At 58.3% G+C, this 24,983-nt stretch carries 11 protein-coding genes, 2 tRNA genes, 3 rRNA genes and 1 pseudogene; all 17 read right to left on the reverse strand.

Going from position 1 to position 24,983, the window contains the following annotated elements; translation table 11 throughout:
* Positions 1 to 103 precede the first annotated feature (103 nt).
* Positions 104 to 2,183 (reverse strand): annotated as a pseudogene (gene recD, locus AB9N64_RS13055) (exodeoxyribonuclease V subunit alpha).
* Positions 2,180 to 5,851, reverse strand: a complete 3,672-nt coding sequence (gene recB / locus AB9N64_RS13060) for an exodeoxyribonuclease V subunit beta (protein WP_122301556.1) — start codon at positions 5,849 to 5,851, stop codon at positions 2,180 to 2,182. The pseudogene recD and the gene recB overlap by 4 nt, the downstream one beginning before the upstream one ends.
* Positions 5,848 to 9,300, reverse strand: a complete 3,453-nt coding sequence (gene recC, locus AB9N64_RS13065; RefSeq protein ID WP_371360345.1) for an exodeoxyribonuclease V subunit gamma — start codon at positions 9,298 to 9,300, stop codon at positions 5,848 to 5,850. The genes recB and recC overlap by 4 nt, the downstream gene beginning before the upstream one ends.
* Positions 9,301 to 9,459: 159 nt before the next feature.
* Positions 9,460 to 9,575: ribosomal RNA gene (rrf, locus tag AB9N64_RS13070) — 5S ribosomal RNA — on the reverse strand.
* 156 nt (positions 9,576 to 9,731) lie between these two features.
* Positions 9,732 to 12,623: ribosomal RNA gene (locus AB9N64_RS13075) — 23S ribosomal RNA — on the reverse strand.
* Between the two features lie 247 nt (positions 12,624 to 12,870).
* Positions 12,871 to 12,946, reverse strand: a tRNA-Ala gene (locus AB9N64_RS13080).
* A gap of 30 nt (positions 12,947 to 12,976) precedes the next feature.
* A tRNA-Ile gene (locus AB9N64_RS13085) sits at positions 12,977 to 13,053 on the reverse strand.
* An 81-nt stretch (positions 13,054 to 13,134) separates the two neighbouring features.
* Positions 13,135 to 14,671, reverse strand: a 16S ribosomal RNA gene (locus AB9N64_RS13090).
* The 16S, 23S and 5S rRNA genes sit together here with 2 tRNA genes alongside, the layout of an rRNA operon.
* Before the next feature lie 488 nt (positions 14,672 to 15,159).
* Positions 15,160 to 15,780: a protein-methionine-sulfoxide reductase heme-binding subunit MsrQ gene (gene msrQ, locus AB9N64_RS13095; protein WP_020301783.1), complete on the reverse strand. Its 621-nt coding sequence runs from the start codon at positions 15,778 to 15,780 to the stop codon at positions 15,160 to 15,162.
* A complete protein-coding gene (gene msrP, locus AB9N64_RS13100) occupies positions 15,780 to 16,793 on the reverse strand; it encodes a protein-methionine-sulfoxide reductase catalytic subunit MsrP (RefSeq protein ID WP_014719926.1) in 1,014 nt (337 codons plus the stop codon). The genes msrQ and msrP overlap by 1 nt, the downstream gene beginning before the upstream one ends.
* Positions 16,794 to 16,856: 63 nt before the next feature.
* Positions 16,857 to 17,714: a CDP-diacylglycerol--serine O-phosphatidyltransferase gene (gene pssA / locus AB9N64_RS13105; protein ID WP_014719927.1), complete on the reverse strand. Its 858-nt coding sequence runs from the start codon at positions 17,712 to 17,714 to the stop codon at positions 16,857 to 16,859.
* A gap of 144 nt (positions 17,715 to 17,858) precedes the next feature.
* A complete protein-coding gene (ilvC, locus tag AB9N64_RS13110; protein ID WP_003194132.1) occupies positions 17,859 to 18,875 on the reverse strand; it encodes a ketol-acid reductoisomerase in 1,017 nt (338 codons plus the stop codon).
* A 47-nt stretch (positions 18,876 to 18,922) separates the two neighbouring features.
* Positions 18,923 to 19,414: an acetolactate synthase small subunit gene (gene ilvN, locus AB9N64_RS13115; RefSeq protein WP_003176102.1), complete on the reverse strand. Its 492-nt coding sequence runs from the start codon at positions 19,412 to 19,414 to the stop codon at positions 18,923 to 18,925.
* 2 nt (positions 19,415 to 19,416) lie between these two features.
* Positions 19,417 to 21,141, reverse strand: a complete 1,725-nt coding sequence (locus AB9N64_RS13120; protein ID WP_014719928.1) for an acetolactate synthase 3 large subunit — start codon at positions 21,139 to 21,141, stop codon at positions 19,417 to 19,419.
* 432 nt (positions 21,142 to 21,573) lie between these two features.
* Entirely contained in the window at positions 21,574 to 21,903 is a 330-nt protein-coding gene (locus AB9N64_RS13125) for a YqcC family protein (RefSeq protein ID WP_014719929.1), read from the reverse strand.
* On the reverse strand, positions 21,903 to 22,637 hold the full coding sequence (locus AB9N64_RS13130) for a M48 family metallopeptidase (protein WP_032902681.1): 735 nt from the start codon (positions 22,635 to 22,637) through the stop codon (positions 21,903 to 21,905). Before AB9N64_RS13130 ends, AB9N64_RS13125 begins: the two co-directional genes overlap by 1 nt.
* A 16-nt stretch (positions 22,638 to 22,653) precedes the next feature.
* Entirely contained in the window at positions 22,654 to 24,978 is a 2,325-nt protein-coding gene (mrcB, locus tag AB9N64_RS13135; RefSeq protein WP_014719931.1) for a penicillin-binding protein 1B, read from the reverse strand.
* Positions 24,979 to 24,983: the final 5 nt, after the last annotated feature.

The raw sequence follows: 24,983 nt of genomic DNA on the forward strand, positions 1-24,983 counted from the left end.
TGATGCCGCAACGATAGCACAGCGGCGGGAACCCCCGCGCAGCACGGCTGGCACGGGGCCTACTATTTTTTCAGAAAAATCAGACATCTGAATCAGAAATATTTCATGACCTATCAGTCAGTTTTTCCGGTGCGGCGTCCAACTCCAGCATCAACCCGCTCAAACGCTTGACCTTGCGCCGTACCGCCTCTTCAAACACGCCACCCCGGGGCTCGATCAAGCTGAACCAGCGCTTGGCGCGGGTAATACCGGTATAGATCAATTCTTTGGTCAGCACCGGGTTCAAAGCATCCGGCAGGATCAGCGCCGTATGGATGAACTCCGAGCCCTGGGATTTGTGTACGGTCATCGCATACACGGTTTCGACATCATTCAAGCGGCTGGGCAGCACGAAACGTACGCCACCCTGGCCATCGTTACGTGGGAAGGCCACGCGTAGCACGTGGGGGCCGCCATCGCTTTCGGGCAGTTTCAGCGCGATGCCGATGTCCCCGTTCATCAGGCCCAAGCCATAGTCGTTACGGGTCATCAAGACCGGACGGCCCTCGTACCACTGCTCGTCGCCTTCGATCAGGCGGACTTTGCGCAGGGCCGCGGTGATGCGCTGGTTCAGCCCTTCAACCCCCCCAGGGCCCTTTGCGCACGGCACAGAGCAATTGGAACGCATCAAAGGCTTGCAACAATTGTTGCGCCCAATAGGTCCAGGCCGGGTCATCGCGCGGCGTATCCAGAGGTGGACGTGCCGATTGCAGCAGGTTCAGGTAGTAGCGATAACCCTGGGCGCCGTCGCCCTGCCCGTCCAGCACCAAGCGCTCAAGGCCGTGGTCATGCTCGCCCTTGAGGCTTAGGCAAAACAGGTCGTCATGACGGCGCGCGGCCAGCAACTGACGTGCCTCTTCGGCATTTTGCTGGTTGACCCAGCGCGCCAGCTGGCCGATGCCGCTGCCTTCGCCGAAACGACGCGAATAGCGCAGCATCACCACCTGCTGGGCCAGGGGATGACGGGCGTCGAGGTCTTCTTGCAGGCCGCTGGCACTGAGGTCTTCGCCGCTGACCGCTTGCAGCCATTGCAGAGTCTGCGGGCTGTACCAGCCGGCTTCGGCGTCACGGCACAAATCGCCGAGTACCGCACCGGCCTCCACCGACGCCAACTGGTCCTTGTCGCCCAGCAATACCAGACGCGCATGGGGCGGCAAGGCATCGAGCAGGTTGGCCATCATTTCCAGGTCAATCATCGAGGCTTCATCCACCACCAGCACGTCCAGCGGCAATGGATTACCCAAGTGATGCCGGAAGTGGCGGGTGCCCGGACGGCTGCCCAACAGGCGATGAACCGTGGTGACCTGGGTCGGGATTTTTTCCCGCACGTCGTCGGGCACTGTCAGTGACAGCACTTGCTGGCTGATGGATTCGGTCAGGCGCGCAGCGGCTTTACCGGTGGGCGCAGCCAGGCGAATACGCAACGGGCTGCCGGACTCCACAGCGGGTGCCTGCAACAACGCGAGCAGGCGCACCACGGTGGTGGTCTTGCCGGTGCCGGGGCCGCCGGTGACGATACTGAAGGCGCCGCGGGTTGCCAGGGCACAGGCAAGCTTTTGCCAGTCAATTACACCGTCGGGCGCCGGTTGGTCGAACAGGCGGTTGAGGCGTTGTGGCAAATCGGCAGCTGCGGGCTCCACGTTCGCAAGGCGCAGGCGCAGGGCGCGGTCGATACGTCGCTCGTAGGTCCAGTAGCGGCGCAGGTACAGGCGCTTGCCAGACAACACCAACGGACGACTCTGGGCCGCGTCGCTGCCATCGACCGCCAGCGCTACCAATGGGCTGCACGCCAGGGCATGGCACCAATGGGCACCGTCCAGGTCGTGCAGCAATTGCGACGGCAGCAGCATGGCGCCAGCGTGCAGGTCGCCTTCGGGCGGCAATGACAGGGCGAAGTCCGGCGCCTTGAGGGTTTCGAACAGGTCAAGGCAGACGTGACCATGGCCCAGTTGATGGCTGGTCAAGGCGGCCGCCAACAAGACCAAGGGGTCGGCCTGGGCGTCAAGCTCATGCAGGAAGCCGACGAAGGCTTTGTCCAGGGCCCGCAACCAGCCACGCTCGACCCAACGCTCAAGCAACTGCACCAGGTCGGTGGCGCGACTCAGCGGTGCCAGCTCCTCTAGCGGTAACGGCGACAGGCTCATAGCAACACTCCTTGTTCCCAGACGGGCTCGACCTTGGGCGGGATAGGCTTGCCCTGGAACAGCAGATCCAGACTTTCGATCAGCTCGCGGGGCGGCCGGGTAAAATACGCCCCCTGGCTCACCGACTGGGTGCCACGCAGAAACAGGTACAGGGCGCCGCCGACGTGCTGGTCGTAGTCATAATCAGGCAGGCGCGCCTTGAGCTGGCGGTGCAGGGCCAGCAGGTAAAGTACGTATTGCAGGTCGTACCGATGCTCAAGAATCGAGTGCTCCATGGCTTGCTGGGTGTAGGCCGAATCGTCGGGGCCGAGCCAATTGGATTTGTAGTCCGCCACGTAGTAGCGGCCATCGTGTTCGAACGTCAGGTCGATAAACCCCTTGAACATGCCGTTGAGCAGCACCGGCTCAGCGGCCACACGGGAAACACCGCCGTGGGTGTGCTGGCACACCAGTTTGTCGAGGGCCAGCACATCGACTGTGTGACTGGCGAACCAGAACTCCATTTCGATCTGGTACTGCTGAAGGCCGCTTAAGGTCACGTGGTCGTTGTACAGCGGCAACGGCGTTTGCAACAGATGACCCAGCCAGCCGCTGAGGGTGACTATCCAGCCTTCCCAGTTGCGGCGGTTACAACGTGCGCCCACGGCTTTTTCGATGGCCTCGGGCGTCACGTTGAAACCCTCTTCACCGGCCCACTCCAACAAGCCGTGGAGGAAGGTGCCTGGATTAGGACCGCGTGGGAAACGATGAATATCACCGCCGGACGCCACCACTTCCCGTGGCGCATCGGGGTCGAGGCGTTCGTCATCGAACAGTTTCTGGGCCTGGGGGCTTTCCGGTGCTTCAAGACTGGCGGCGCTCATGCTGTCGCCAATGCGCAAGGCACTGTAGGAAGCAATCCACCAGTTTTCCGTGGCCTTACGTTCAGGCAGCAATGGTGCGAGCAGGGTCGCTTGATTGCGCGGCGGGTGGAACAGGATGTCTTGGGCGTCCGGCACATGGTCATAACCGATGGCCGCGCAGCCTTGCTGCAAGTCCAGCAACCAGCGCGCCAGACCCGCTGATTCGCCCAACGACGCGCCAGCACCAAGCAAATAGCCCAACGCCGACAGGTGCAAGACCGAGCTGCTGTTATTGCCGCGCTTGAGGTCGGCGATGCCTAGCCAGCAGGCGTGTTTGGCGCGGGTCAAGGCCACATAGAACAAACGCAGGTCTTCGGCCAGGCGCTCATCGTCGGCTTGGGCGATCAGCTCGGCCGTGGGTCGCAGGCTGACGTGGGACTTGCCCTGTCCATCGTGGTAATGCAGCGGCAAGCGACTGCCGTCCACAGGCTTGGCCGAACAGATGAACGGCAAGAACACCAGGTCGTATTCCAGGCCCTTGGATTTGTGGATGGTCACCACTTTGACCAGTTGCTCGTCGCTTTCCAGGCGCAGGATCTGCTCTTCACCGGCCTGTCCCGACAGCGCCAGATGCTCGGCCAAATGACGGATCAACGCCTGCTCGCCATCCAGTTCCGAGGCGGCCTGTTGCAACAATTCACTGAGGTGCAACAGGTTGGTCAGCACCCGCTCGCCATCACTGCGGGCGATGAGGGTTTGCGGCAGCTTGAAGTCGTGGAGCAGGCGACGCAGCATCGGCAACACGCCTTGGGTACGCCAGATGGCACGGTAGCCACGGAACTGCATCACCCGTGATTCCCACGCCAGTTCGTCCTGATTCAGACGCTCCAGCTCCGACAGGGACAGGTTCAGGGTGACGCAGGCCAGGGCGGCACGCAGCGGGCGTTCGACATCGGGTTCGGCGCAAGCCTTCAACCAGGCCAACAGGTCATGGGCTTCCTGGGCGGCAAACACCGAGTCTTTATCCGACAGGTACACACTGCGCACGCCACGGCTGGCCAGTTCGGCACGCACGGCCTGGGCTTCCTTGCCATCGCGCACGAGGATGGCGATGTCTGACGGCAACACGCCCTTGAGGTTACCCTCTATTACAAAGCCCGCCGTGCCTTGCTGCCCACCGTTGAGCAGCGCAACGATTTGCGTGGCGCAGGCGGCGGCCAGGTGTTGACGGTAAACCACGTTGGAAATCGGCTGGTCGGTGGGCAGGTGCCAAAGGTTCATGGCCGGCATTGGTTGGCCGTCGACCTGCAGGTGTTCGCTGCGGCCTTGGGACAGCACCGGGTGAAACGGCACCGGGTTATCCCCATTGGGCTCACGGAACAGGAACGCACCACGACCGGTTTCCGCACGCTGGAACACGTGATTCACCGCCTCGACCATCGCATGGCTGGAGCGGAAGTTGGTGCCCAGGGTGTGATGACGGCCGGTGGTGGATTGCCGGGCGCGCAGGTAGGTGTAGATGTCGGCGCCGCGGAAGGCGTAGATCGCCTGCTTGGGGTCGCCGATCAGGAACAGGCCGCTGTCGAGGTGGTTTTCTTCGATGCGGTAGATGCTGTCGAAGATGCTGTATTGCACCGGGTCGGTGTCCTGGAATTCATCGATCAGGGCCACCGGGAATTGCTCGCGGATCACGCTGGCCAGGCGCTCGCCACCGTCTGCCTGGAGGGCGGCGTTGAGGCGGATCAGCATGTCGTCAAACCCCATCTCCGCGCGGCGACGTTTCTCTTCCTCGAAGCGTTTGCCGACCCAGCCGGCAGCGTGTTGCAGCACCGCCGCGTCGGGCGTTGGCAAGGCGTCGAGGCTGGCTTTGAGGCTGGCCATGGCCTCGATGCCAGGGTGCTGCGGCGGCTCGCCTTTCCACGCTTCGGCCATGCCGTCAGGCGTCAGGCGGGTGAAGCCGGTGCCGATGTCCAGTTGTTCCAGGGTTTCGTCAGCGGCCCAGGCGCTGATCTTTTCGAACCAGGGCTCGAAGTAGCGCGCTTGCATCTTGCGCCCATCGACCGCCTTGGCGGCCACGGCTTGCAGGCAGATATCCCGCAGCTCGGCGGCCCATTGTTGCCAGGGTGCCTTGAGAGCAACCAGCGCGGCACGACGTTCTTGCAGGCAGGCGGTGATCAGTTCGGCTGGCTCGCGGGTTTCGTCGGTGGGCCGCTCGCTGCCGAACAACGCACGCACCCGTGGCATCAGCGCCGCGGGACCGCCCCAATGGTTGCGCACCCAGTTGAGGGCATCGTCGTGCATTGGGTAGCAGAACAATCGCCAGTAGTCGCGCAGCACTTCGCCCAGCAGGTCGCTATGGTCAGTTTCCAGGGTCTGGGTGAACAGGCTGCCGCTGTCGAACGCATGTTCGCGCAGCATGCGCTGGCACCAACTGTGGATCGTCGAGACGGCGGCTTCATCCATCCATTGGGCGGCGATGTCCAGCCGATTGGCGCAGGCGGGCCATTGCTGCGGTTCATATTGCTCACGCAGGTCGGCAATCAGCGCATCAGGCTGCTCGATTTCGTCACGGAAAAAGCGCGCGGCTTCGGCCAGGCGGATGCGGATGCGTTCACGCAGCTCCTTGGTGGCGGCGTCGGTGAACGTCACCACGAGGATTTGCGGTGGCAGCAGTTCGCGGCCGAAACCGGACTCACCGCCGCCGTGGCCGAGCACCAGGCGCAGGTACAAGGCGGAGATGGTGAAGGTCTTGCCGGTGCCGGCACTGGCTTCAATCAACTGGCTGCCTTTGAGCGGGAACGCCAGGGCCAAGGGTTTGCCGATCATGCGTCAGCCTCCGTGCTGGAAAGCGATCGCCAGGGGGCGTTGATCAGCGGGCGATACAGGGTTTCGCACCAGCCTTCGAACTCTTCACTGGCGACCAGGGCCGCGTAGTCGGGAAATTGCCGCGTAAGGGCAGGCGTTTCGCGGCGTTCGCCGTCTGTGGTGATGCCATCGCCTTCATAGGCTTTGCTCGCTGCCGCTTGGGCCTTGGCGGGGTCAGTCTGGCCGAGCCAGGCGAACGCGGTTTTCACCGCGACCGGTAGCGGCGCGCTCATTCCCGTGTGCCAGGCCAACAGCAGGTTACCGAGGATGTCCTCGGCGCCGGCCTTGTCCAGTGGGGCCAACAACAAGGTGTCGTCACTGGCTACCAGGCCGGTGCTCAAGGGCAGGCCACAGGCGCAGGCCACCACGTGATTGGCCCAAGGGCGGATGAGGCGGTGCCACTTGCGTGTCTTGATCGAGCCAATACTGTTGGGGATGGTGGTGACGCTTAACAATCCGCCATCACTGCGTCGGTGCAGACCGCTGATCCAACCTTCCAGCTGGATACCTTGGTACGCAAAGCTGATCGGTTCAGCGCCAGTATGCGGGGTGGGCCACAGCGCTAGAAGGTGTTGATAGCGTTGCACCAGGTCCGGCAACGGCTCGATCAACTCGTTACGCAGGCATTCACCGAAACCGACCATCGGCAGCAGGCCGCTGCCTTGCAGGCGCAGGGCCTGGGCGTTGAGCGCCTGATCGAGTTGGTCGGGTTGGGTGAGTGCCGCGTTCAGCAGGCTGTCGCTTAAGCTGTAGCGTTGCAATGCGTCCAGCACGAAGGGTTCTTCATCAGCCAGGGGCACTTCAGCGGCTTCGAAGAATACTTTCAGGCGCTGGCTGAAGAAGTGTTTGACCGGATTGCGCAGGAAGTCCTGTAACTGGCCAAGGCTCAGGGGTTCTTCCTGTTGGTGAGGGGTCAAGCCTTGCTCTTGGGTGATGACCGCCGGTGCCTGATGCAGCAATTGCCATTCGCGGGCATAGCTGAACAGCGAATCGCCTTCGTGGAAGTAGCGTGCGCTGAAGGGTTGCAGCGGGTGCTCTTGGGTCATTGCGTCGAGCAGCGGCTGATCATTGTTGGCGTGCTGCCAGCCGCTGGCCAAGTGGTCGCGCAGTTGGCCGATCAGTACCGAGGCCGGGCGATCACTGTTGTCACGGATGCTGCGGCCTACCCAGCTGATATACAGCTGGTCACGGGCTGACAGCAGCGCTTCGAGCAGTAAGTAGCGGTCGTCTTCACGGCGAGAACGGTCGCCGGGGCGGTAATCGCTGCCCATCAGGTCAAAATCCAGGGGTGGCTGGGCCCGCGGGTAATCGCCGTCGTTCATGCCGAGCAGGCAGACCAGCTTGAACGGGATCGCACGCATGGGCATGAGCGTACAGAAATTGACCGCTCCCGCCAGGAAGCGCTGGGACAGGCGCCCCTGATCCAATCCGGCAAGCCATGCCTCACGTACTACCGTAAGGGGTAACTCGTCTTGCAAGCCGACGGATTCGCAGGTTTCCAGCCAGGTTTCTCTTAGCTGTTCGAGCTGGCCCAGCAGGTAGTCATCGTGCTCGCTGCTGGGCAGGAAAAACAGCTGCATCAACCGTTGTAGACGCTCGCCCCAGGCCTGTGGCGCGGCGGGTTCCGATAGCGCTTGATGGGCATCGTGCAAGGCGTCGAGCAAGCCGACCAGCGGGCCGATCAAGGCCGCATCGAGGCCACCGATTTCGTCATAAGGTTCAATACCGTCGCAGGCCGTGCCGGTGCCGACGGCATAGCCCAGCAGCATACGGCGCAGGCCGAATCGCCAGCTGTTCTGCTCCAGTTCCGCGGGCAGACCCAAACCGGCGCGTTGCTCGGCATTCAGGCCCCAGCGGATGCCGGCCCCTTCGATCCAGCGATGCAAGGTGGGCAGGTCACGCTCTTTGATGGCGAAGCGTTCGCGCAGGGCCGGGACGTCGAGCAGGTCGAGGATTTCGCTGACGGGGAAGCGGCTGTCGGGGAGTTTGAGCAGGTGCTCCACAGCAATCAACAGCGGGTCGCGGCCACGTTGACCTTGGTCTGTGAGGGTGAAGGGGATAAAGCGTGGGTCATGGCGTTCGAGCTGGCCGAAGACCGCGCGAATATGCGGTGCGTAGCTGTCGACGTCGGGGACCATGACGATGATATCCCGAGGGCGCAAGGTGGGGTCGGCGCTGAAGCGATGAAGTAATTGGTCGTGGAGGATTTCTACTTCGCGCTGGGCGCTGTGGGCGATATGGAAACGGATCGAAGTATCGCGTTGCAAGTCGACAGCGGGCCACCGTTCACGGGTTTCATTCAACGGGCGCAGTTCAAGGATATCGTCCTGGAGTTGGTTGAGCAGCGTGGTGGGTTCGCTGTCGCTGAACAGGTCGATACGACCGTCGCGAAATGCGGCGCGGTAGCTGTTGGGATCATCGTAGCTGTCCAGCAGACTGATGTAATCACGGCCCTGCTTGCCCCAGGCAGCGAGCAGCGGATGGGCGTGCTGGTGCAAAGTTTGTGGGTCGATAGTGACGGGCATGCCCGCTTTGCGCGCCTGGCGTTTGTATTCGTTACGCAGCAAGTCTTTGTCGGCGACGATGTCCGACCAATGATGGCGGCAGGGGTTATGCACGCAGAGCAGGACCTGGCTGAAACGGGCCAGACCCGCCAAGGCTTCCAGCGCCTGGGCCGGCAGCGATGAGATGCCGAAGACGATCACCCGGGGAGGCAAGCCGGGCGGTGCTTGTTCAAGGCTGTTGATGCGCTGGATGAAACGCTGATGTACACCGGCCCGACTTTCGGCCATGCCTGCTTCACCCACATCCAGGAGCAGCGCGCGCCACAGCTCGGCTTGCCAGCAGTTGGCTGGGTTGAGCGGTTTGGACTCACCTCGACCATTGCGCAGTTGGTGCCGACCTGCGGCCCAATCTTCCAACCAGTCGGCACGGTAGACTTGGTATTGGTCGAAGAGGTCAGCCAGGCGCTCGGCGAGTTGGTAGCGTTTGCGCAGGTCGGTGTCTTGCGTCAGGAAGCGTTGCAGAGGTTCGAAGTGCGGTTGGTCGATCAGCTCGGGTAACAGACGCATGAGGCGCCAGGTCAGCGGGGCTTTATCAAGCAGGGACTTGGGCGGGATTTCGTCGCGGCCCAGGACCATGCGATAGAGCTGCCACATAAAGCTGCCAGGCAGTTGTACGTCGATGGCTGCGGCAATGCCACAGCCGCCCATATCATCTTCTTGCGGATCTTCAGCCAAGGCCAGCTTCAGCCACTGGGCGATGCCGTTACTTTGTACCAGGGCGATTTCGTTTTCCAAAGGCGCCAGTGGGTAACGGCGCATCCAACTGACCACTAGGCTGCGCAGTTCGTCCAGGCGGTTGCCGTGAACCACCATGAATCCAGGGCTGAGGGACGTCGCGTCCGGCATAACGGCTTCCTTGGGAAAAGCAAAATCGAGGGGTGGACTTTAGCACTGTGGCGCACGGGGCGGGCACAGCCTGACAGGCGTGCGGGGACAAGGTGGACACTTTTCGAGCGCCCAAAACAAAACCCCAACTGCTTTCGCAATTGGGGTTTCGGAATTTAATCTTGACGATGACCTACTCTCACATGGGGAAACCCCACACTACCATCGGCGATGCATCGTTTCACTGCTGAGTTCGGGATGGGATCAGGTGGTTCCAATGCTCTATGGTCGTCAAGAAATTCGGGTACTGAGTCGTGGCCAGCTGGCCTCGCTTCAGCAAATTGGGTATGTGATAGATCGTGGTGTTTTGTGAGCGTCGAACTTTCGGTTCATTGCGTCTTCACACACCGCAATCTGGTCTCTCTCGAGTTCGCAAATTGCTTGGGTGTTATATGGTCAAGCCTCACGGGCAATTAGTATTGGTTAGCTCAACGCCTCACAGCGCTTACACACCCAACCTATCAACGTCGTAGTCTTCGACGGCCCTTCAGGGAACTCAAGGTTCCAGTGAGATCTCATCTTGAGGCTAGTTTCCCGCTTAGATGCTTTCAGCGGTTATCTATTCCGAACATAGCTACCCGGCAATGCCACTGGCGTGACAACCGGAACACCAGAGGTTCGTCCACTCCGGTCCTCTCGTACTAGGAGCAGCCCCTCTCAAATCTCAAACGTCCACGGCAGATAGGGACCGAACTGTCTCACGACGTTCTAAACCCAGCTCGCGTACCACTTTAAATGGCGAACAGCCATACCCTTGGGACCGGCTTCAGCCCCAGGATGTGATGAGCCGACATCGAGGTGCCAAACACCGCCGTCGATATGAACTCTTGGGCGGTATCAGCCTGTTATCCCCGGAGTACCTTTTATCCGTTGAGCGATGGCCCTTCCATACAGAACCACCGGATCACTAAGACCTACTTTCGTACCTGCTCGACGTGTCTGTCTCGCAGTCAAGCGCGCTTTTGCCTTTATACTCTACGACCGATTTCCGACCGGTCTGAGCGCACCTTCGTACTCCTCCGTTACTCTTTAGGAGGAGACCGCCCCAGTCAAACTACCCACCATACACTGTCCTCGATCCGGATAACGGACCTGAGTTAGAACCTCAAAGTTGCCAGGGTGGTATTTCAAGGATGGCTCCACGCAGACTGGCGTCCACGCTTCAAAGCCTCCCACCTATCCTACACAAGCAAATTCAAAGTCCAGTGCAAAGCTATAGTAAAGGTTCACGGGGTCTTTCCGTCTAGCCGCGGATACACTGCATCTTCACAGCGATTTCAATTTCACTGAGTCTCGGGTGGAGACAGCGCCGCCATCGTTACGCCATTCGTGCAGGTCGGAACTTACCCGACAAGGAATTTCGCTACCTTAGGACCGTTATAGTTACGGCCGCCGTTTACCGGGGCTTCGATCAAGAGCTTCGCGTTAGCTAACCCCATCAATTAACCTTCCGGCACCGGGCAGGCGTCACACCCTATACGTCCACTTTCGTGTTTGCAGAGTGCTGTGTTTTTAATAAACAGTCGCAGCGGCCTGGTATCTTCGACCGGCATGAGCTTACGGAGCAAGTCCTTCACCCTCACCGGCGCACCTTCTCCCGAAGTTACGGTGCCATTTTGCCTAGTTCCTTCACCCGAGTTCTCTCAAGCGCCTTGGTATTCTCTACCCAACCACCTGTGTCGGTTTGGGGTACGGTTCCTGGTTACCTGAAGCTTAGAAGCTTTTCTTGGAAGCATGGCATCAACCACTTCGTTACCTAAAAGGTAACTCGTCATCAGCTCTCGGCCTTAGAATCCCGGATTTACCTAAGATTCCAGCCTACCACCTTAAACTTGGACAACCAACGCCAAGCTGGCCTAGCCTTCTCCGTCCCTCCATCGCAATAACCAGAAGTACAGGAATATTAACCTGTTTTCCATCGACTACGCTTTTCAGCCTCGCCTTAGGGACCGACTAACCCTGCGTCGATTAACGTTGCGCAGGAAACCTTGGTCTTTCGGCGTGGGTGTTTTTCACACCCATTATCGTTACTCATGTCAGCATTCGCACTTCTGATACCTCCAGCAAGCTTCTCAACTCACCTTCACAGGCTTACAGAACGCTCCTCTACCGCATCACTTACGTGATACCCGTAGCTTCGGTGTATGGTTTGAGCCCCGTTACATCTTCCGCGCAGGCCGACTCGACTAGTGAGCTATTACGCTTTCTTTAAAGGGTGGCTGCTTCTAAGCCAACCTCCTAGCTGTCTAAGCCTTCCCACATCGTTTCCCACTTAACCATAACTTTGGGACCTTAGCTGACGGTCTGGGTTGTTTCCCTTTTCACGACGGACGTTAGCACCCGCCGTGTGTCTCCCATGCTCGGCACTTGTAGGTATTCGGAGTTTGCATCGGTTTGGTAAGTCGGGATGACCCCCTAGCCGAAACAGTGCTCTACCCCCTACAGTGATACATGAGGCGCTACCTAAATAGCTTTCGAGGAGAACCAGCTATCTCCGAGCTTGATTAGCCTTTCACTCCGATCCACAGGTCATCCGCTAACTTTTCAACGGTAGTCGGTTCGGTCCTCCAGTTAGTGTTACCCAACCTTCAACCTGCCCATGGATAGATCGCCCGGTTTCGGGTCTATTCCCAGCGACTAGACGCCCTATTAAGACTCGCTTTCGCTACGCCTCCCCTATTCGGTTAAGCTCGCCACTGAAAATAAGTCGCTGACCCATTATACAAAAGGTACGCAGTCACCCAACAAAGTGGGCTCCCACTGCTTGTACGCATACGGTTTCAGGATCTATTTCACTCCCCTCTCCGGGGTTCTTTTCGCCTTTCCCTCACGGTACTAGTTCACTATCGGTCAGTCAGTAGTATTTAGCCTTGGAGGATGGTCCCCCCATATTCAGACAAAGTTTCTCGTGCTCCGTCCTACTCGATTTCATGACTAAGAGATTTTCGCGTACAGGGCTATCACCCACTATGGCCGCACTTTCCAGAGCGTTCCGCTAATCTCAAAGCCACTTAAGGGCTAGTCCCCGTTCGCTCGCCACTACTAAGGGAATCTCGGTTGATTTCTTTTCCTCAGGGTACTTAGATGTTTCAGTTCCCCTGGTTCGCTTCTTGCACCTATGTATTCAGTACAAGATAACCATCTTATGATGGCTGGGTTCCCCCATTCAGACATCTCCGGATCAAAGTCTGTTTGCCGACTCCCCGAAGCTTTTCGCAGGCTACCACGTCTTTCATCGCCTCTGACTGCCAAGGCATCCACCGTATGCGCTTCTTCACTTGACCATATAACCCCAAGCAATCTGGTTATACTGTGAAGACGACATTCGCCGAAAATTCGAATTTCTCAATTAAGAGAACTCACAAATTTTACCTTAGCCTGATCCGTTACCAGTGAAAGTAACGTTCAGTCTATCTTTCTATCACATACCCAAATTTTTAAAGAACGAACTAGTCAAAGACTAGAAATCAACATTCACCATCACAACGATGGAATGCTCATTTCTAAGCTTTATACAAACAGAAGCAGTAGTGGTGGAGCCAAACGGGATCGAACCGTTGACCTCCTGCGTGCAAGGCAGGCGCTCTCCCAGCTGAGCTATGGCCCCGTATTTCTACAGGCGTTTCCCACACAAAATTGGTGGGTCTGGGCAGATTCGAACTGCCGACCTCACCCTTATCAGGGGTGCGCTCTAACCAACTGAGCTACAGACCCAATTTCGGGCTGCTTCTTTCGTCTTCTTCAATGAATCAAGCAATTCGTGTGGGAACTTATGGAGCAGCTGATGTCGTCGATTAAGGAGGTGATCCAGCCGCAGGTTCCCCTACGGCTACCTTGTTACGACTTCACCCCAGTCATGAATCACACCGTGGTAACCGTCCTCCCGAAGGTTAGACTAGCTACTTCTGGTGCAACCCACTCCCATGGTGTGACGGGCGGTGTGTACAAGGCCCGGGAACGTATTCACCGCGACATTCTGATTCGCGATTACTAGCGATTCCGACTTCACGCAGTCGAGTTGCAGACTGCGATCCGGACTACGATCGGTTTTATGGGATTAGCTCCACCTCGCGGCTTGGCAACCCTCTGTACCGACCATTGTAGCACGTGTGTAGCCCAGGCCGTAAGGGCCATGATGACTTGACGTCATCCCCACCTTCCTCCGGTTTGTCACCGGCAGTCTCCTTAGAGTGCCCACCATAACGTGCTGGTAACTAAGGACAAGGGTTGCGCTCGTTACGGGACTTAACCCAACATCTCACGACACGAGCTGACGACAGCCATGCAGCACCTGTCTCAATGTTCCCGAAGGCACCAATCTATCTCTAGAAAGTTCATTGGATGTCAAGGCCTGGTAAGGTTCTTCGCGTTGCTTCGAATTAAACCACATGCTCCACCGCTTGTGCGGGCCCCCGTCAATTCATTTGAGTTTTAACCTTGCGGCCGTACTCCCCAGGCGGTCAACTTAATGCGTTAGCTGCGCCACTAAAAGCTCAAGGCTTCCAACGGCTAGTTGACATCGTTTACGGCGTGGACTACCAGGGTATCTAATCCTGTTTGCTCCCCACGCTTTCGCACCTCAGTGTCAGTATTAGTCCAGGTGGTCGCCTTCGCCACTGGTGTTCCTTCCTATATCTACGCATTTCACCGCTACACAGGAAATTCCACCACCCTCTACCATACTCTAGTCAGTCAGTTTTGAATGCAGTTCCCAGGTTGAGCCCGGGGATTTCACATCCAACTTAACAAACCACCTACGCGCGCTTTACGCCCAGTAATTCCGATTAACGCTTGCACCCTCTGTATTACCGCGGCTGCTGGCACAGAGTTAGCCGGTGCTTATTCTGTCGGTAACGTCAAAATTGCAGAGTATTAATCTACAACCCTTCCTCCCAACTTAAAGTGCTTTACAATCCGAAGACCTTCTTCACACACGCGGCATGGCTGGATCAGGCTTTCGCCCATTGTCCAATATTCCCCACTGCTGCCTCCCGTAGGAGTCTGGACCGTGTCTCAGTTCCAGTGTGACTGATCATCCTCTCAGACCAGTTACGGATCGTCGCCTTGGTGAGCCATTACCTCACCAACTAGCTAATCCGACCTAGGCTCATCTGATAGCGCAAGGCCCGAAGGTCCCCTGCTTTCTCCCGTAGGACGTATGCGGTATTAGCGTCCGTTTCCGAACGTTATCCCCCACTACCAGGCAGATTCCTAGGCATTACTCACCCGTCCGCCGCTCTCAAGAGAAGCAAGCTTCTCTCTACCGCTCGACTTGCATGTGTTAGGCCTGCCGCCAGCGTTCAATCTGAGCCATGATCAAACTCTTCAGTTCAAACATCTTTGGGTTTTTAAGAAACCCTAAACTTGGCTCAGCAATCGTTGGTTACATCTTTGATTTCTCGCGGAGTAACTTGTGATGCTGATAATCTTGTTGACTATCAGTCTGACTCCACAAGCACCCACACGAATTGCTTGATTCAGTTGTTAAAGAGCGGTTGGTTAAGATCTTTCGTCTCAACCGAGGCGCGCATTCTACAGCAGCCTCATTTGCTGTCAAGTGGTTATTTTCAGAAGCTTTCGAAGATTTCTTCAACAACTTCAACCACTTGCGCTTGCGATCTCTCGTAAGCGGGAGGCGAATTCTACAGCGTTACACGCTGCTGTCAACACCTCTTTTTCAACTTCCTTTTGGCTTCGATGAACTGAAGCAACTTGCTGTCGAGAACTGCGTAACTCATTGTTTACCAAGGAGTTTTACGTTTCGACTGCGCCGGAAGTGGGGCGAATTATAGGCTTCCAGAATCTGCCGTCAAGGCTTAATTACGCTTTTGTGGCAGAAGGCGCTTTTTTAGCAATAAGGCGAGGGATTCGACGCATTACCGGCGGCACCCGCATCAACAGAAGTAGCGCACCTATAGACGCGTAGATGGCCCACTCCTTCAGGTCCGCCCGCACTATCCATAGCATGTGCAGCAAACCGAGCCCAAGAATCACATAGACCAGACGATGCAGTTTCTTCCATCGACTCCCCAACCGACGCTGGCTATAGCGGTTCGACGTGACGGCCAAGATAAGGAGAGCAACAAAACCCAGCGCCCCCACAATGATGTAGGGCCGCTTGCTCAACTCTACGCCGAGCTGCGACCAATCCAGCCCCAGGACAAACACACAATAGGCCGCCAGGTGCAGCACAACATAAGCAAAGCACCACAGCCCCAACTGTCGCCGCACCGCTATCCATCCCGCCCAACCGCTCAATTTCTGCAGCGGCGTCATAGCAAGCGTGATCAGCAATAAAATGAGCGTCCCCAAACCCAGGCGATCAACGAGCACCTTGCCTGGATCAGGCCCCAGCGCAGAACTCCACGCTTCATACAGCCAGAGCAATGGCCACACTGCTGCGGCTACAAACACGCCGATGCGCCAGATGGGGTAGCGCATCAGTAGTTCTTCCGCAGATCGAGGCCTGTATATAAAGAAGCGACCTCATCCGAATAGCCATTGAACATCTGCGTCTGGCGCACATTCGGACTGAACAGGCCGCTCGGCAGGCGGCGCTCCCGCGCCTGGGTCCAGCGCGGATGATCGACCGTAGGATTCACATTCGCATAAAACCCATACTCATCGGCAGCAATACTTTGCCAGGTCGTTTTCGGCTGCTCACTGACCAGACTGATACGTACGATGGACTTCACACTCTTGAAGCCATACTTCCACGGCACCACCAAGCGCAACGGCGCGCCGTTCTGGTTAGGCAACTCCCGCCCATACATGCCCACAGCGAGGATCGCCAAAGGATTCATCGCCTCATCCAGGCGCAGCCCTTCCACATAAGGCCAGTCGATCAAGCCGAAACTTGAGCGTTGCCCAGGCATGCTCTTGGGATCCTGGAGGGTTTCAAAACGGATGTACTTGGCTTTGGAGGTTGGCTCGACCTGCTTGAGCAACGCCGAGATGGGAAAGCCTATCCACGGAATCACCATGGACCATGCCTCGACGCAACGCAGACGGTAGATGCGCTCTTCCAGCGCATAGGGTTTCATGAAGTCCTCCAGGGCATAGCGCCCAGGTTTTGCGACTTCACCATCAATCACCACACTCCAGGGCTGCGTCTTGAGCGAGCCCGCATTCGTTGCCGGGTCGCCCTTGCCTGTCCCGAACTCATAGAAGTTGTTGTAGTGAGTTGCATCCTTGAATGGCGTGATGGCCTCATCTTTGACCGTCACCGATTGCCACTTCGTGTTCGGAAGTTTTTCCGTAAACCAGTTGGGCGCGCTGCCCGGCTCGACGTCGGCATACCGCGAAGCATCGCTCGCACTGGCCCAACGCGGCAAGCTGCTGGCGGCAATACCAGCAAGCGCACCACCGAGCAGGCTGCGGCGAGAGAGATAGAAGGATTCAGGCGTGACGTCCGATTCGTGACAATCGGACGCTTTGGGTAATTTGATTAACATGGTAACTCCGCAGCGTTGGAGAACTGATGCACCAATAGACTGCGGAGTATGGGGGAAATTACATTAAGACAATGTTTTGTCCCGACGCAGACGCAACAAGTACTGAATCGGACCCGAAGCGGCGTAGGCCAGGAACGCCAGCAGCAGGATACGCGGTGGATCACTGAACACGACCGCGAACACCAGCACCACCACAAGGATGGCCACGAAAGGCACGCGCCCTTTGAGGTCAAATTCCTTGAAGCTGTTGTACTTGATGTTGCTGACCATCAGCATGCCGGCCGCTGCCACCATCAGGGCAACCAGGAACGACATCTTCGATCCCTGAATCCCGTAATCACTGAACGCCCAGACAATCCCCGCGACAACACCCGCCGCTGCCGGGCTGGCAAGGCCGATGAAGTAGCGCTTGTCGGCAGTCCCCACCTGGGTGTTGAAGCGCGCCAGGCGCAAAGCGGCACCCGCGACATAGATGAAGGCAACCATCCAGCCAACCTTGCCCATGTCACCCAATGCCCAGGCAAATGCCAGCAATGCGGGGGCAACACCGAAGGCGACCATGTCCGACAGCGAGTCGTACTCGGCGCCAAAAGCGCTTTGAGTATTGGTCATGCGCGCCACGCGACCATCCAGGCCGTCGAGCACCATGGCCACGAAAATTGCGATAGCAGCAAAGCCAAAGTATTTGCTGGCACTCGCCGCATCACCCGCCGCCAGCGCGCTCTGGGCACTCATGGAGTTGATGATGGAGTAGAAGCCGGCGAACAGGTTCGCCGTGGTGAATAGGTTGGGCAGCAGATAGATGCCACGATGCCGGACCTTGCGGCCTTCGGCGTCATGCCCTTCTTCGACATGTTCATCGATCGGCAGCATGCTTTCGGCGTCGGAAGCCTGGTTTGGCTCTTCGGGACGTTCGCTCATGGACTTTACCTTGCAACGGTGTGAAAAAATTCGACAGATACTTGCAGCGAGTGTTCGCCTGCAAACGATGCAGCTTTATACCAGAACCAACCCCTCAAACGAAAAAACGCGGCCTAAGCCGCGTTTTCCCTTGATGCGTACGACTTAGTTCTTGGCTTTGTCGACGATCTTGTTGGCACCGATCCACGGCATCATGGAGCGCAGTTGCTCGCCGATGACTTCGATACCGTGAGCGGCGTTGTTACGACGCTTGGCGGTCATCGAAGGGTAGCCGGTAGCGCCTTCGCTGATGAACATTTTGGCGTATTCGCCGTCCTGAATACGTTTCAGGGCGTTGCGCATGGCCTGGCGGGACTCGGCGTTGATCACTTCAGGGCCGGTCACGTACTCGCCGTACTCGGCGTTGTTGGAGATCGAGTAGTTCATGTTGGCGATACCGCCTTCGTACATGAGGTCAACGATCAGCTTGAGTTCGTGCAGGCATTCGAAGTAGGCCATTTCCGGCGCGTAGCCAGCTTCAACCAGGGTTTCGAAACCGGCTTTTACCAGCTCAACGGTGCCGCCGCACAGAACGGCTTGCTCACCGAACAGGTCGGTTTCGGTCTCGTCCTTGAACGTGGTTTCGATGATGCCGGTACGACCGCCACCCACGCCAGCAGCGTAGGACAGTGCAACGTTCTTGGCATTGCCCGACGCATCCTGGTAGATCGCGATCAGGTCGGGGATACCGCCGCCTTTGACGAACTCGGAACGCACGGTGTGGCCCGGTGCTTTCGGCGCGATCATGATCACGTCGAGGTCAGCACGCGGCACAACCTGGTTGTAGTGAATCGCGAAGCCGTGGGAGAAGGCCAGGGTAGCGCCCTTCTTGATGTTCGGCTCGATTTCGTTCTTGTACAGCGAGGACTGGAACTCGTCCGGGGTCAGAATCATGACCAGGTCGGCAGCCGCCACAGCAGAAGCAACGTCGGTCACTTTCAGGCCATGGGCTTCAGCCTTGGCTACGGTGGCCGAACCTTTGCGCAGGCCAACGGTGACGTCAACGCCGGAGTCTTTCAGGTTGCACGCTTGGGCGTGGCCCTGGGAACCGTAGCCGATGATGGCGACTTTCTTGCCCTGGATGATCGACAGGTCACAATCTTTATCGTAATAAACTTTCATGAGGTTCCTCTATATATCCAGGCCGTGAGGCCATTCGCTAATTTGGGTTAGATGCTGAGTACTTTGTCGCCACGGGCAATCCCGGTGACACCACTGCGTACGGTTTCCAGAATCGAGGCCGTCCCGATCGACTGGATGAAGCTGTCCAGCTTGTCGCTTGTACCGGTCAGTTGAACGGTATAAACGCTGGCGCTCACATCGACGATCTGCCCGCGATAAATATCGGTAGTGCGCTTGATCTCGGCACGTTGGGCACCCGTGGCCTTGACCTTGACCAGCATCAGTTCGCGCTCGATGTGGGCGCTTTCCGACAGGTCGACCAGCTTGACCACTTCGATCAGCTTGTTGAGGTTCTTGGTGATCTGCTCGATCACCTCATCGTGGCCCACAGTAGTCAACGTCAGGCGCGACAGGGTCGGGTCTTCGGTCGGGGCCACGGTCAGGCTTTCAATGTTGTAGTTGCGTTGCGAAAACAGGCCGACAACACGGGACAAGGCGCCGGGTTCGTTCTCCAGAAGCAGGGAGATAATATGCCGCATGATTAAGTACGCTCCGTCTTGTTCAGCCACATGTCGCGCATAGAGCCGTCTTTGATTTGCATCGGATAGACGTGCTCGCTGGTATCGACCTGAATATCGATGAACACCAGACGGTCCTTCATGGCAAACGCTTCTTCCATCTTCGGCTTCAGATCTTTCAAATCAGTGATGCGAATGCCGACGTGGCCATAGGCTTCAACCAACTTGATGAAGTCCGGCAACGATTCCATGTAGGAATGGGAGTGACGGCTACCGTAGCTCATGTCCTGCCATTGACGAACCATGCCGAGCACGCCGTTGTTCAAGCAGACGATCTTCACCGGAAGACCGTATTGCAGGCACGTCGACAGTTCCTGGATGTTCATCTGGATGCTGCCTTCGCCGGTGACGCAGGCAACGTCGGCATCCGGGAAGCTCAGTTTCACACCCATGGCCGCAGGGAAACCAAAGCCCATCGTGCCCAGGCCACCGGAGTTGATCCAGCGGTTAGGCTTGTCGAACTTGTAGTACTGCGCCGCGAACATCTGGTGCTGGCCCACGTCGGAGGTCACAAAGGCGTCGCCCTTGGTCACTTCGCACAGGGTTTCGATCACGGTTTGTGGCTTGATGATGCTGCCGTCACCCTTGTCATAAGGGAACAGACCGCGATCACCGCGCCATTCGTCGATCTGCTTCCACCAGCTGGCAACGGATTCCTTGTTCGGCGTTTCGCCGATGTCCTTGAGCGCAGCGACCATTTCGGTCAATACGCTCTCTACAGGACCCACGATTGGCACATCGGCCTTGATGGTCTTGGAGATGGACGCAGGGTCGATGTCGATGTGGATGATCTTGGCATTCGGGCAGAATTTGCTCGCGCCGTTGATCACTCGGTCATCGAACCGCGCGCCCACGGCCAGGATCACATCGGCGTGGTGCATGGTGAGGTTGGCGGTGTAGCTGCCGTGCATACCGAGCATGCCGACGAACTGACGGTCCGAACCCGGGAATGCGCCGAGGCCCATCAAGGTGTTGGTCACCGGCAGGTTGAGCAACTTGGCCAGTTCGGTCAACGGAGCGGAACCGCCGCCCAGAATCACGCCACCGCCGGAGTACAACACGGGGCGCTTTGCCGCCAGGAGCATTTCTGCCGCCTTGCGGATTTGCCCCGAGTGCCCGCGGACGGCCGGGCTGTAGGAACGCAGCTTGGCTTTCTTGGGAAAAACGTATTCGAATTTTTCGGCCGGGTTGGTCATGTCTTTCGGGATATCGACCACTACAGGGCCCGGGCGACCGGACTGGGCGAGGTAGAACGCCTTTTTCATGACTTCCGGGATTTCCGACGCGTGCTTGATCATGAAGCTGTGTTTCACGATCGGGCGGGAAATACCGATCATGTCGGTTTCCTGGAATGCATCGGTGCCGACCATGGTGCTAGGCACCTGGCCAGAGATGATCACCATCGGGATGGAGTCCATATACGCAGTCGCGATGCCGGTAATGGCATTGGTTGCGCCTGGGCCGGACGTTACCAGTACCACGCCGGCTTTACCGGTGGCACGGGCGTAACCGTCAGCCATATGGGTCGCGGCCTGTTCGTGGCGAACCAGGATGTGGGTAACAGCCGGTTCCTTGAACAGTGCGTCGTAGACATGCAGCAGAGCACCACCTGGGTACCCGTAGATATAGTCGACGCCTTCGTCACGCAAAAAGCGGACGAGCATCTCACCGCCAGATAAAAGCTCCACGTTGTTCACCTCTAAAACGCCAGAATACCGTCCGTTAAAAAACCGACGGGTCTTAATAGGTTTACTTCTCAACAGAGCATGAGCGACGGTGGTCGCCGACTACGTCAGCACTGACTGAGCAAGTATTGGGATCGTCCCAAGTGTTGCGGGCTTTTCCCACCCAGCGCGAGGTAACGCGTTGCGGGTGTTACAGGTCGGCGCGGATGTGCGCCTCATGATCTGCTGAGCGGGCCTGCTTCTGGCAGTCCCGATACAGCGGACTTTGGATTCTTCTGTTTCACGCCCTTCAAGTCAAGCAATAATTGCGCTTTTTTCCAACTAAGCGCATGAGAACGCAGAAGAAAGGGCTTTGAGGAGGGATAAAACTCGCCTGAATGTCGTCAAGCGGTAGAAATGTGCGCAAGACTGCCGGAAAAACCGGCAGTCAGGCAATTAACGAGCGTCGACGATCAATTGATCGAACTTTTTAAGCGCGTTACGCAAGCCGAGGCTCTCCCGCGGCCGGTCGGCGTAGACCATCTCGGCCATTTCCAGGATCCCCGACGCATTCGGCAAGGGCAGGTCCTGTTCCAGGATCTGCTTCATACGCGCAAGGAAGATCCACTGCAGCCACTGGTGGAAGTCCAGGGTATCGACGGAAAAGGGCTCGACACTGCTGAGCGCTTCAGCACTGGGGGAGACTTCATCCCACCAGCCCTGAACGCGCAGTTCGCGCTCGATCAGCAATAACTGCTCGGCAATCGCGGGAAAACGCGCATCCATCAGAGGCTGACCTTGGCTTTTTGCCGTGCCTGCGCAGCACCCGCTGCATCGCCTTGGGCTGCACGCGCATCCCCGATCAAGGCCCACAGGCTGGCTTGCAGGTCTGGGCGCCCATTGGCCAGGCTCAGGCCACGGCGAGCGAACTGCTCCGCCTGGGGCGCATCGCCCTGGGCCATGCGCACCTGGGCCAGGCGATAGAGCACTTGTGGCTCACGCGGCGCCACGCGCTGGGCACGTTCAAGGCTCGACGAGGCGCCATTCAAATCGCCACCCGCCTGCTGCTGCTGTGCGGTTGTGAGCAACGCCAGCACCGGGCCATCGAGTTGTTCGTCAGCCGACAACCCGCCCGCGTTGGACGATGACGGAATACCGCTCGGCGTAGAAGGCATGTTGTAGGTGCCCTGGTTGACCGGCGCGGTTTGAATCGGCGTGGAGTTCACCGGCCCGGAAGTGCTCGGGCCTGGGGTCCATGGTTCGGCACTGATAGGCGCCGAGGTTGCAGCCCCACTGCCGGGCACCATCACTACGACGCCGGAATCCTGTGGAATTGCCTGGGTTGCAGCTTGGGCAGGCCGTTTGACCACGGTCTGACGGAAGCCACCATTGGCCGAAATGCGGTCGTTATTGGAGACGGACGTGCTTGAGTCCACCACAGGGATAGAGCCGCGCTGCACGCTGGAGCAACCGCCGAGCAAAGCCAGAGCCGTAATGGCTGGAATCCACAACTTGTTCACTTGAAACCCTCTTTGCTTAATTCATCCAGCCCTTGACCCAATCCATCACCGAATCCGCGTCAGCAGGGGCACTGCCACTGCACGCGGCGCCGGGTGGTGGTTCGCTGCCGCGAATATACGGCATCTGCACCGCGCCCGGACAGTTGGCATCGGAGCCTTGGCCGGTGTGCGGATCAATCCAGGCCTGCACGATATTGTCCGGCTGCGGCATGTTGAGCGGCAACGGGTCAGCCTTGCGCATGAAACTGGTCCATACCTGCAACGCGCCTGTCGCACCGGTGAACGGCGTCTTGCCATTGTCGTCGCGCCCCAGCCATACCACGGCCAGTACATCCTGGCCGAAACCCGCGAACCAGCTGTCGCGGGAGTCGTTACTGGTACCGGTCTTGCCCGCCAGGGTCAGGTTCGACGGCAGCACGCTATAGACCGAACGCCCTGTACCCTCGCGCATCACACGCTGCATGGCGTTCTGGATCAGGTAGATGGAGCCCGCGTCGAAGCGCTGCTGAATCTGGAACGGGTAGCGCTTGAGCGGTTCGCCATCGGCGGTCAGCACACTGCGAATACCGCGCATCGGCGTATTGAAGCCACCATTGGCCAGGGTCTGGTACATGGTGGTCACTTCCATCGGCGTCATGGCCGCAGCGCCCAGAAGCATGGACGGGAACGCCGGAAACTCACGTTCGATCCCCAGTCGCGCCAGGGTCTTCAGCACATTCGGCACACCGACTTCAAGCCCCAGGCGCGAGGTCGAGATGTTGTAGGAATGCGCCAATCCTTGATACAGGAACACCGTGCCATGAGAGCGGCGGTCGAAGTTCTTGGGCGTCCATACTTGGCCATCCGCACCTTTGATCGACAGCGGGTCATCGGACAGCCAACTGGTCAGCGTGTACTTGCTGGGTTTTTCCAGTGCCGTGAGATAGACCGCGGGCTTGACCAGCGAGCCAATCGGCCGCACGGCATCCAGTGCGCGGTTGAAGCCTGCAAAACTGGCCTGGCGGCTGCCGATCATGGCCTGAACCTCGCCGGTTTCCGGGTTGGTCACGACCATGGCGGCTTCGACTTCATCCGAGCCTTTACGGCCAGTCAGGCGCTTGAAGGTGTCGTTGACCGATGCTTCGGCCTTCATCTGCAGGATGGGGTCGAAGCTGGTGAAGATCCGCAGCCCCTCTTCGGTCAAGTCTTCGTCGCGGTAGTCTTCGCGCAGTTGGCGCTTGACCAGGTCGATAAAGCCAGGGAATGAGCTATCCGCCAGCTTGCCGCGGGTTGTCACACCCAGTGGCATTTTTTTCGCAGCGGCCACTTGTTCAGCGGTGGCCACACCCTGCTGCTCCAGTACATCGAGCACCAGGTTGCGACGTTCAAGCGCACGCTCCGGGTTGCGGCGCGGGTTGTAATAGGACGGCCCCTTGACCATCCCCACCAGCAACGCAACCTGATGCAATTTCAATTCGGACAACGGCTGCCCGAAGAAGAACTGGCTGGCCAGGCCAAAACCGTGCACGGCGCGCTGGCCATCCTGCCCGACGAATACCTCGTTGAGGTAAGCCTCGAGGATTTCCTGCTTGCTGTAATGCAGCTCCAGCAACATCGCCATCATGGCTTCGGTGAGTTTACGGGTCAGGCTGCGCTCGTTGGTCAGGTAGAAGTTCTTGACCAGTTGCTGCGTCAGCGTACTGCCGCCCTGAGTCATCTTGCCGCCGGAAGTGTTGACCCAGATAGCGCGGGCAATCGACTTCGGAGAAACACCCCAGTGGCTATAGAAATCGCGGTCTTCGACAGCGACCAGGGTTTCCAGCAGATACGGTGGTACCTGATCGAGCTTGATCAGGATGCGATCTTCAAGGTTCTTCGGGTAAATACCGCCGATCAGCAACGGTTCGAGACGCACCACCGGCAGCTTGGAGCCATTGAGCGAGGACAGCTCAGCCACATAATCGCCAGAGAAACGCACGCGCACCGGCTGGGCCTTTTCCAGGCCTTCGTAGAACTGGAAGCCACGGGTGTTCAGGTCGACGGTATTACCGCTGACCGCCGCAGCGCCAGGGCCATTGCTCACGGGTTCGCGGCGGTAGCCCAGCGCATCGAGCTCGGTAAGGAAGTCTTCCTTGCTCAGCTTCTGGCCAGAGAACAGCTCCAGCGGGCGTGCATACACCTTGGCCGGAATCGTCCAGCGCTTGCCGGAGAATTTTTCCTGCACCACGGCATCGAGGTACACCGCAAGGCCGGCGACCGCCACAAGGCCCACCAGGCCAAGCTTGATCACCCAGCCCAGCCAAGGGCGCGGGCCGCGGGAAGGAGGTTTTTTACGGGAACGGGGAGATCGGGTTCGAGTCATGGCGG

Source organism: Pseudomonas sp. KT_2_4 (genome assembly GCF_041410225.1).
GTDB lineage: Bacteria > Pseudomonadota > Gammaproteobacteria > Pseudomonadales > Pseudomonadaceae > Aquipseudomonas > Aquipseudomonas paracarnis.

What these genes read in the sequence shown, in the direction of transcription:
- recB (WP_122301556.1), bottom strand. Translation starts at nt 5,851, where the DNA reads ATGATCGGCAAACCCTTGGCCCTGGCGTTCCCGCTCAAAGGCAGCCAG.
- recC (WP_371360345.1), bottom strand. Translation starts at nt 9,300, where the DNA reads ATGCCGGACGCGACGTCCCTCAGCCCTGGATTCATGGTGGTTCACGGC.
- msrQ (WP_020301783.1), bottom strand. Translation starts at nt 15,780, where the DNA reads ATGCGCTACCCCATCTGGCGCATCGGCGTGTTTGTAGCCGCAGCAGTG.
- msrP (WP_014719926.1), bottom strand. Translation starts at nt 16,793, where the DNA reads ATGTTAATCAAATTACCCAAAGCGTCCGATTGTCACGAATCGGACGTC.
- pssA (WP_014719927.1), bottom strand. Translation starts at nt 17,714, where the DNA reads ATGAGCGAACGTCCCGAAGAGCCAAACCAGGCTTCCGACGCCGAAAGC.
- ilvC (WP_003194132.1), bottom strand. Translation starts at nt 18,875, where the DNA reads ATGAAAGTTTATTACGATAAAGATTGTGACCTGTCGATCATCCAGGGC.
- ilvN (WP_003176102.1), bottom strand. Translation starts at nt 19,414, where the DNA reads ATGCGGCATATTATCTCCCTGCTTCTGGAGAACGAACCCGGCGCCTTG.
- AB9N64_RS13125 (WP_014719929.1), bottom strand. Translation starts at nt 21,903, where the DNA reads ATGGATGCGCGTTTTCCCGCGATTGCCGAGCAGTTATTGCTGATCGAG.
- mrcB (WP_014719931.1), bottom strand. Translation starts at nt 24,978, where the DNA reads ATGACTCGAACCCGATCTCCCCGTTCCCGTAAAAAACCTCCTTCCCGC.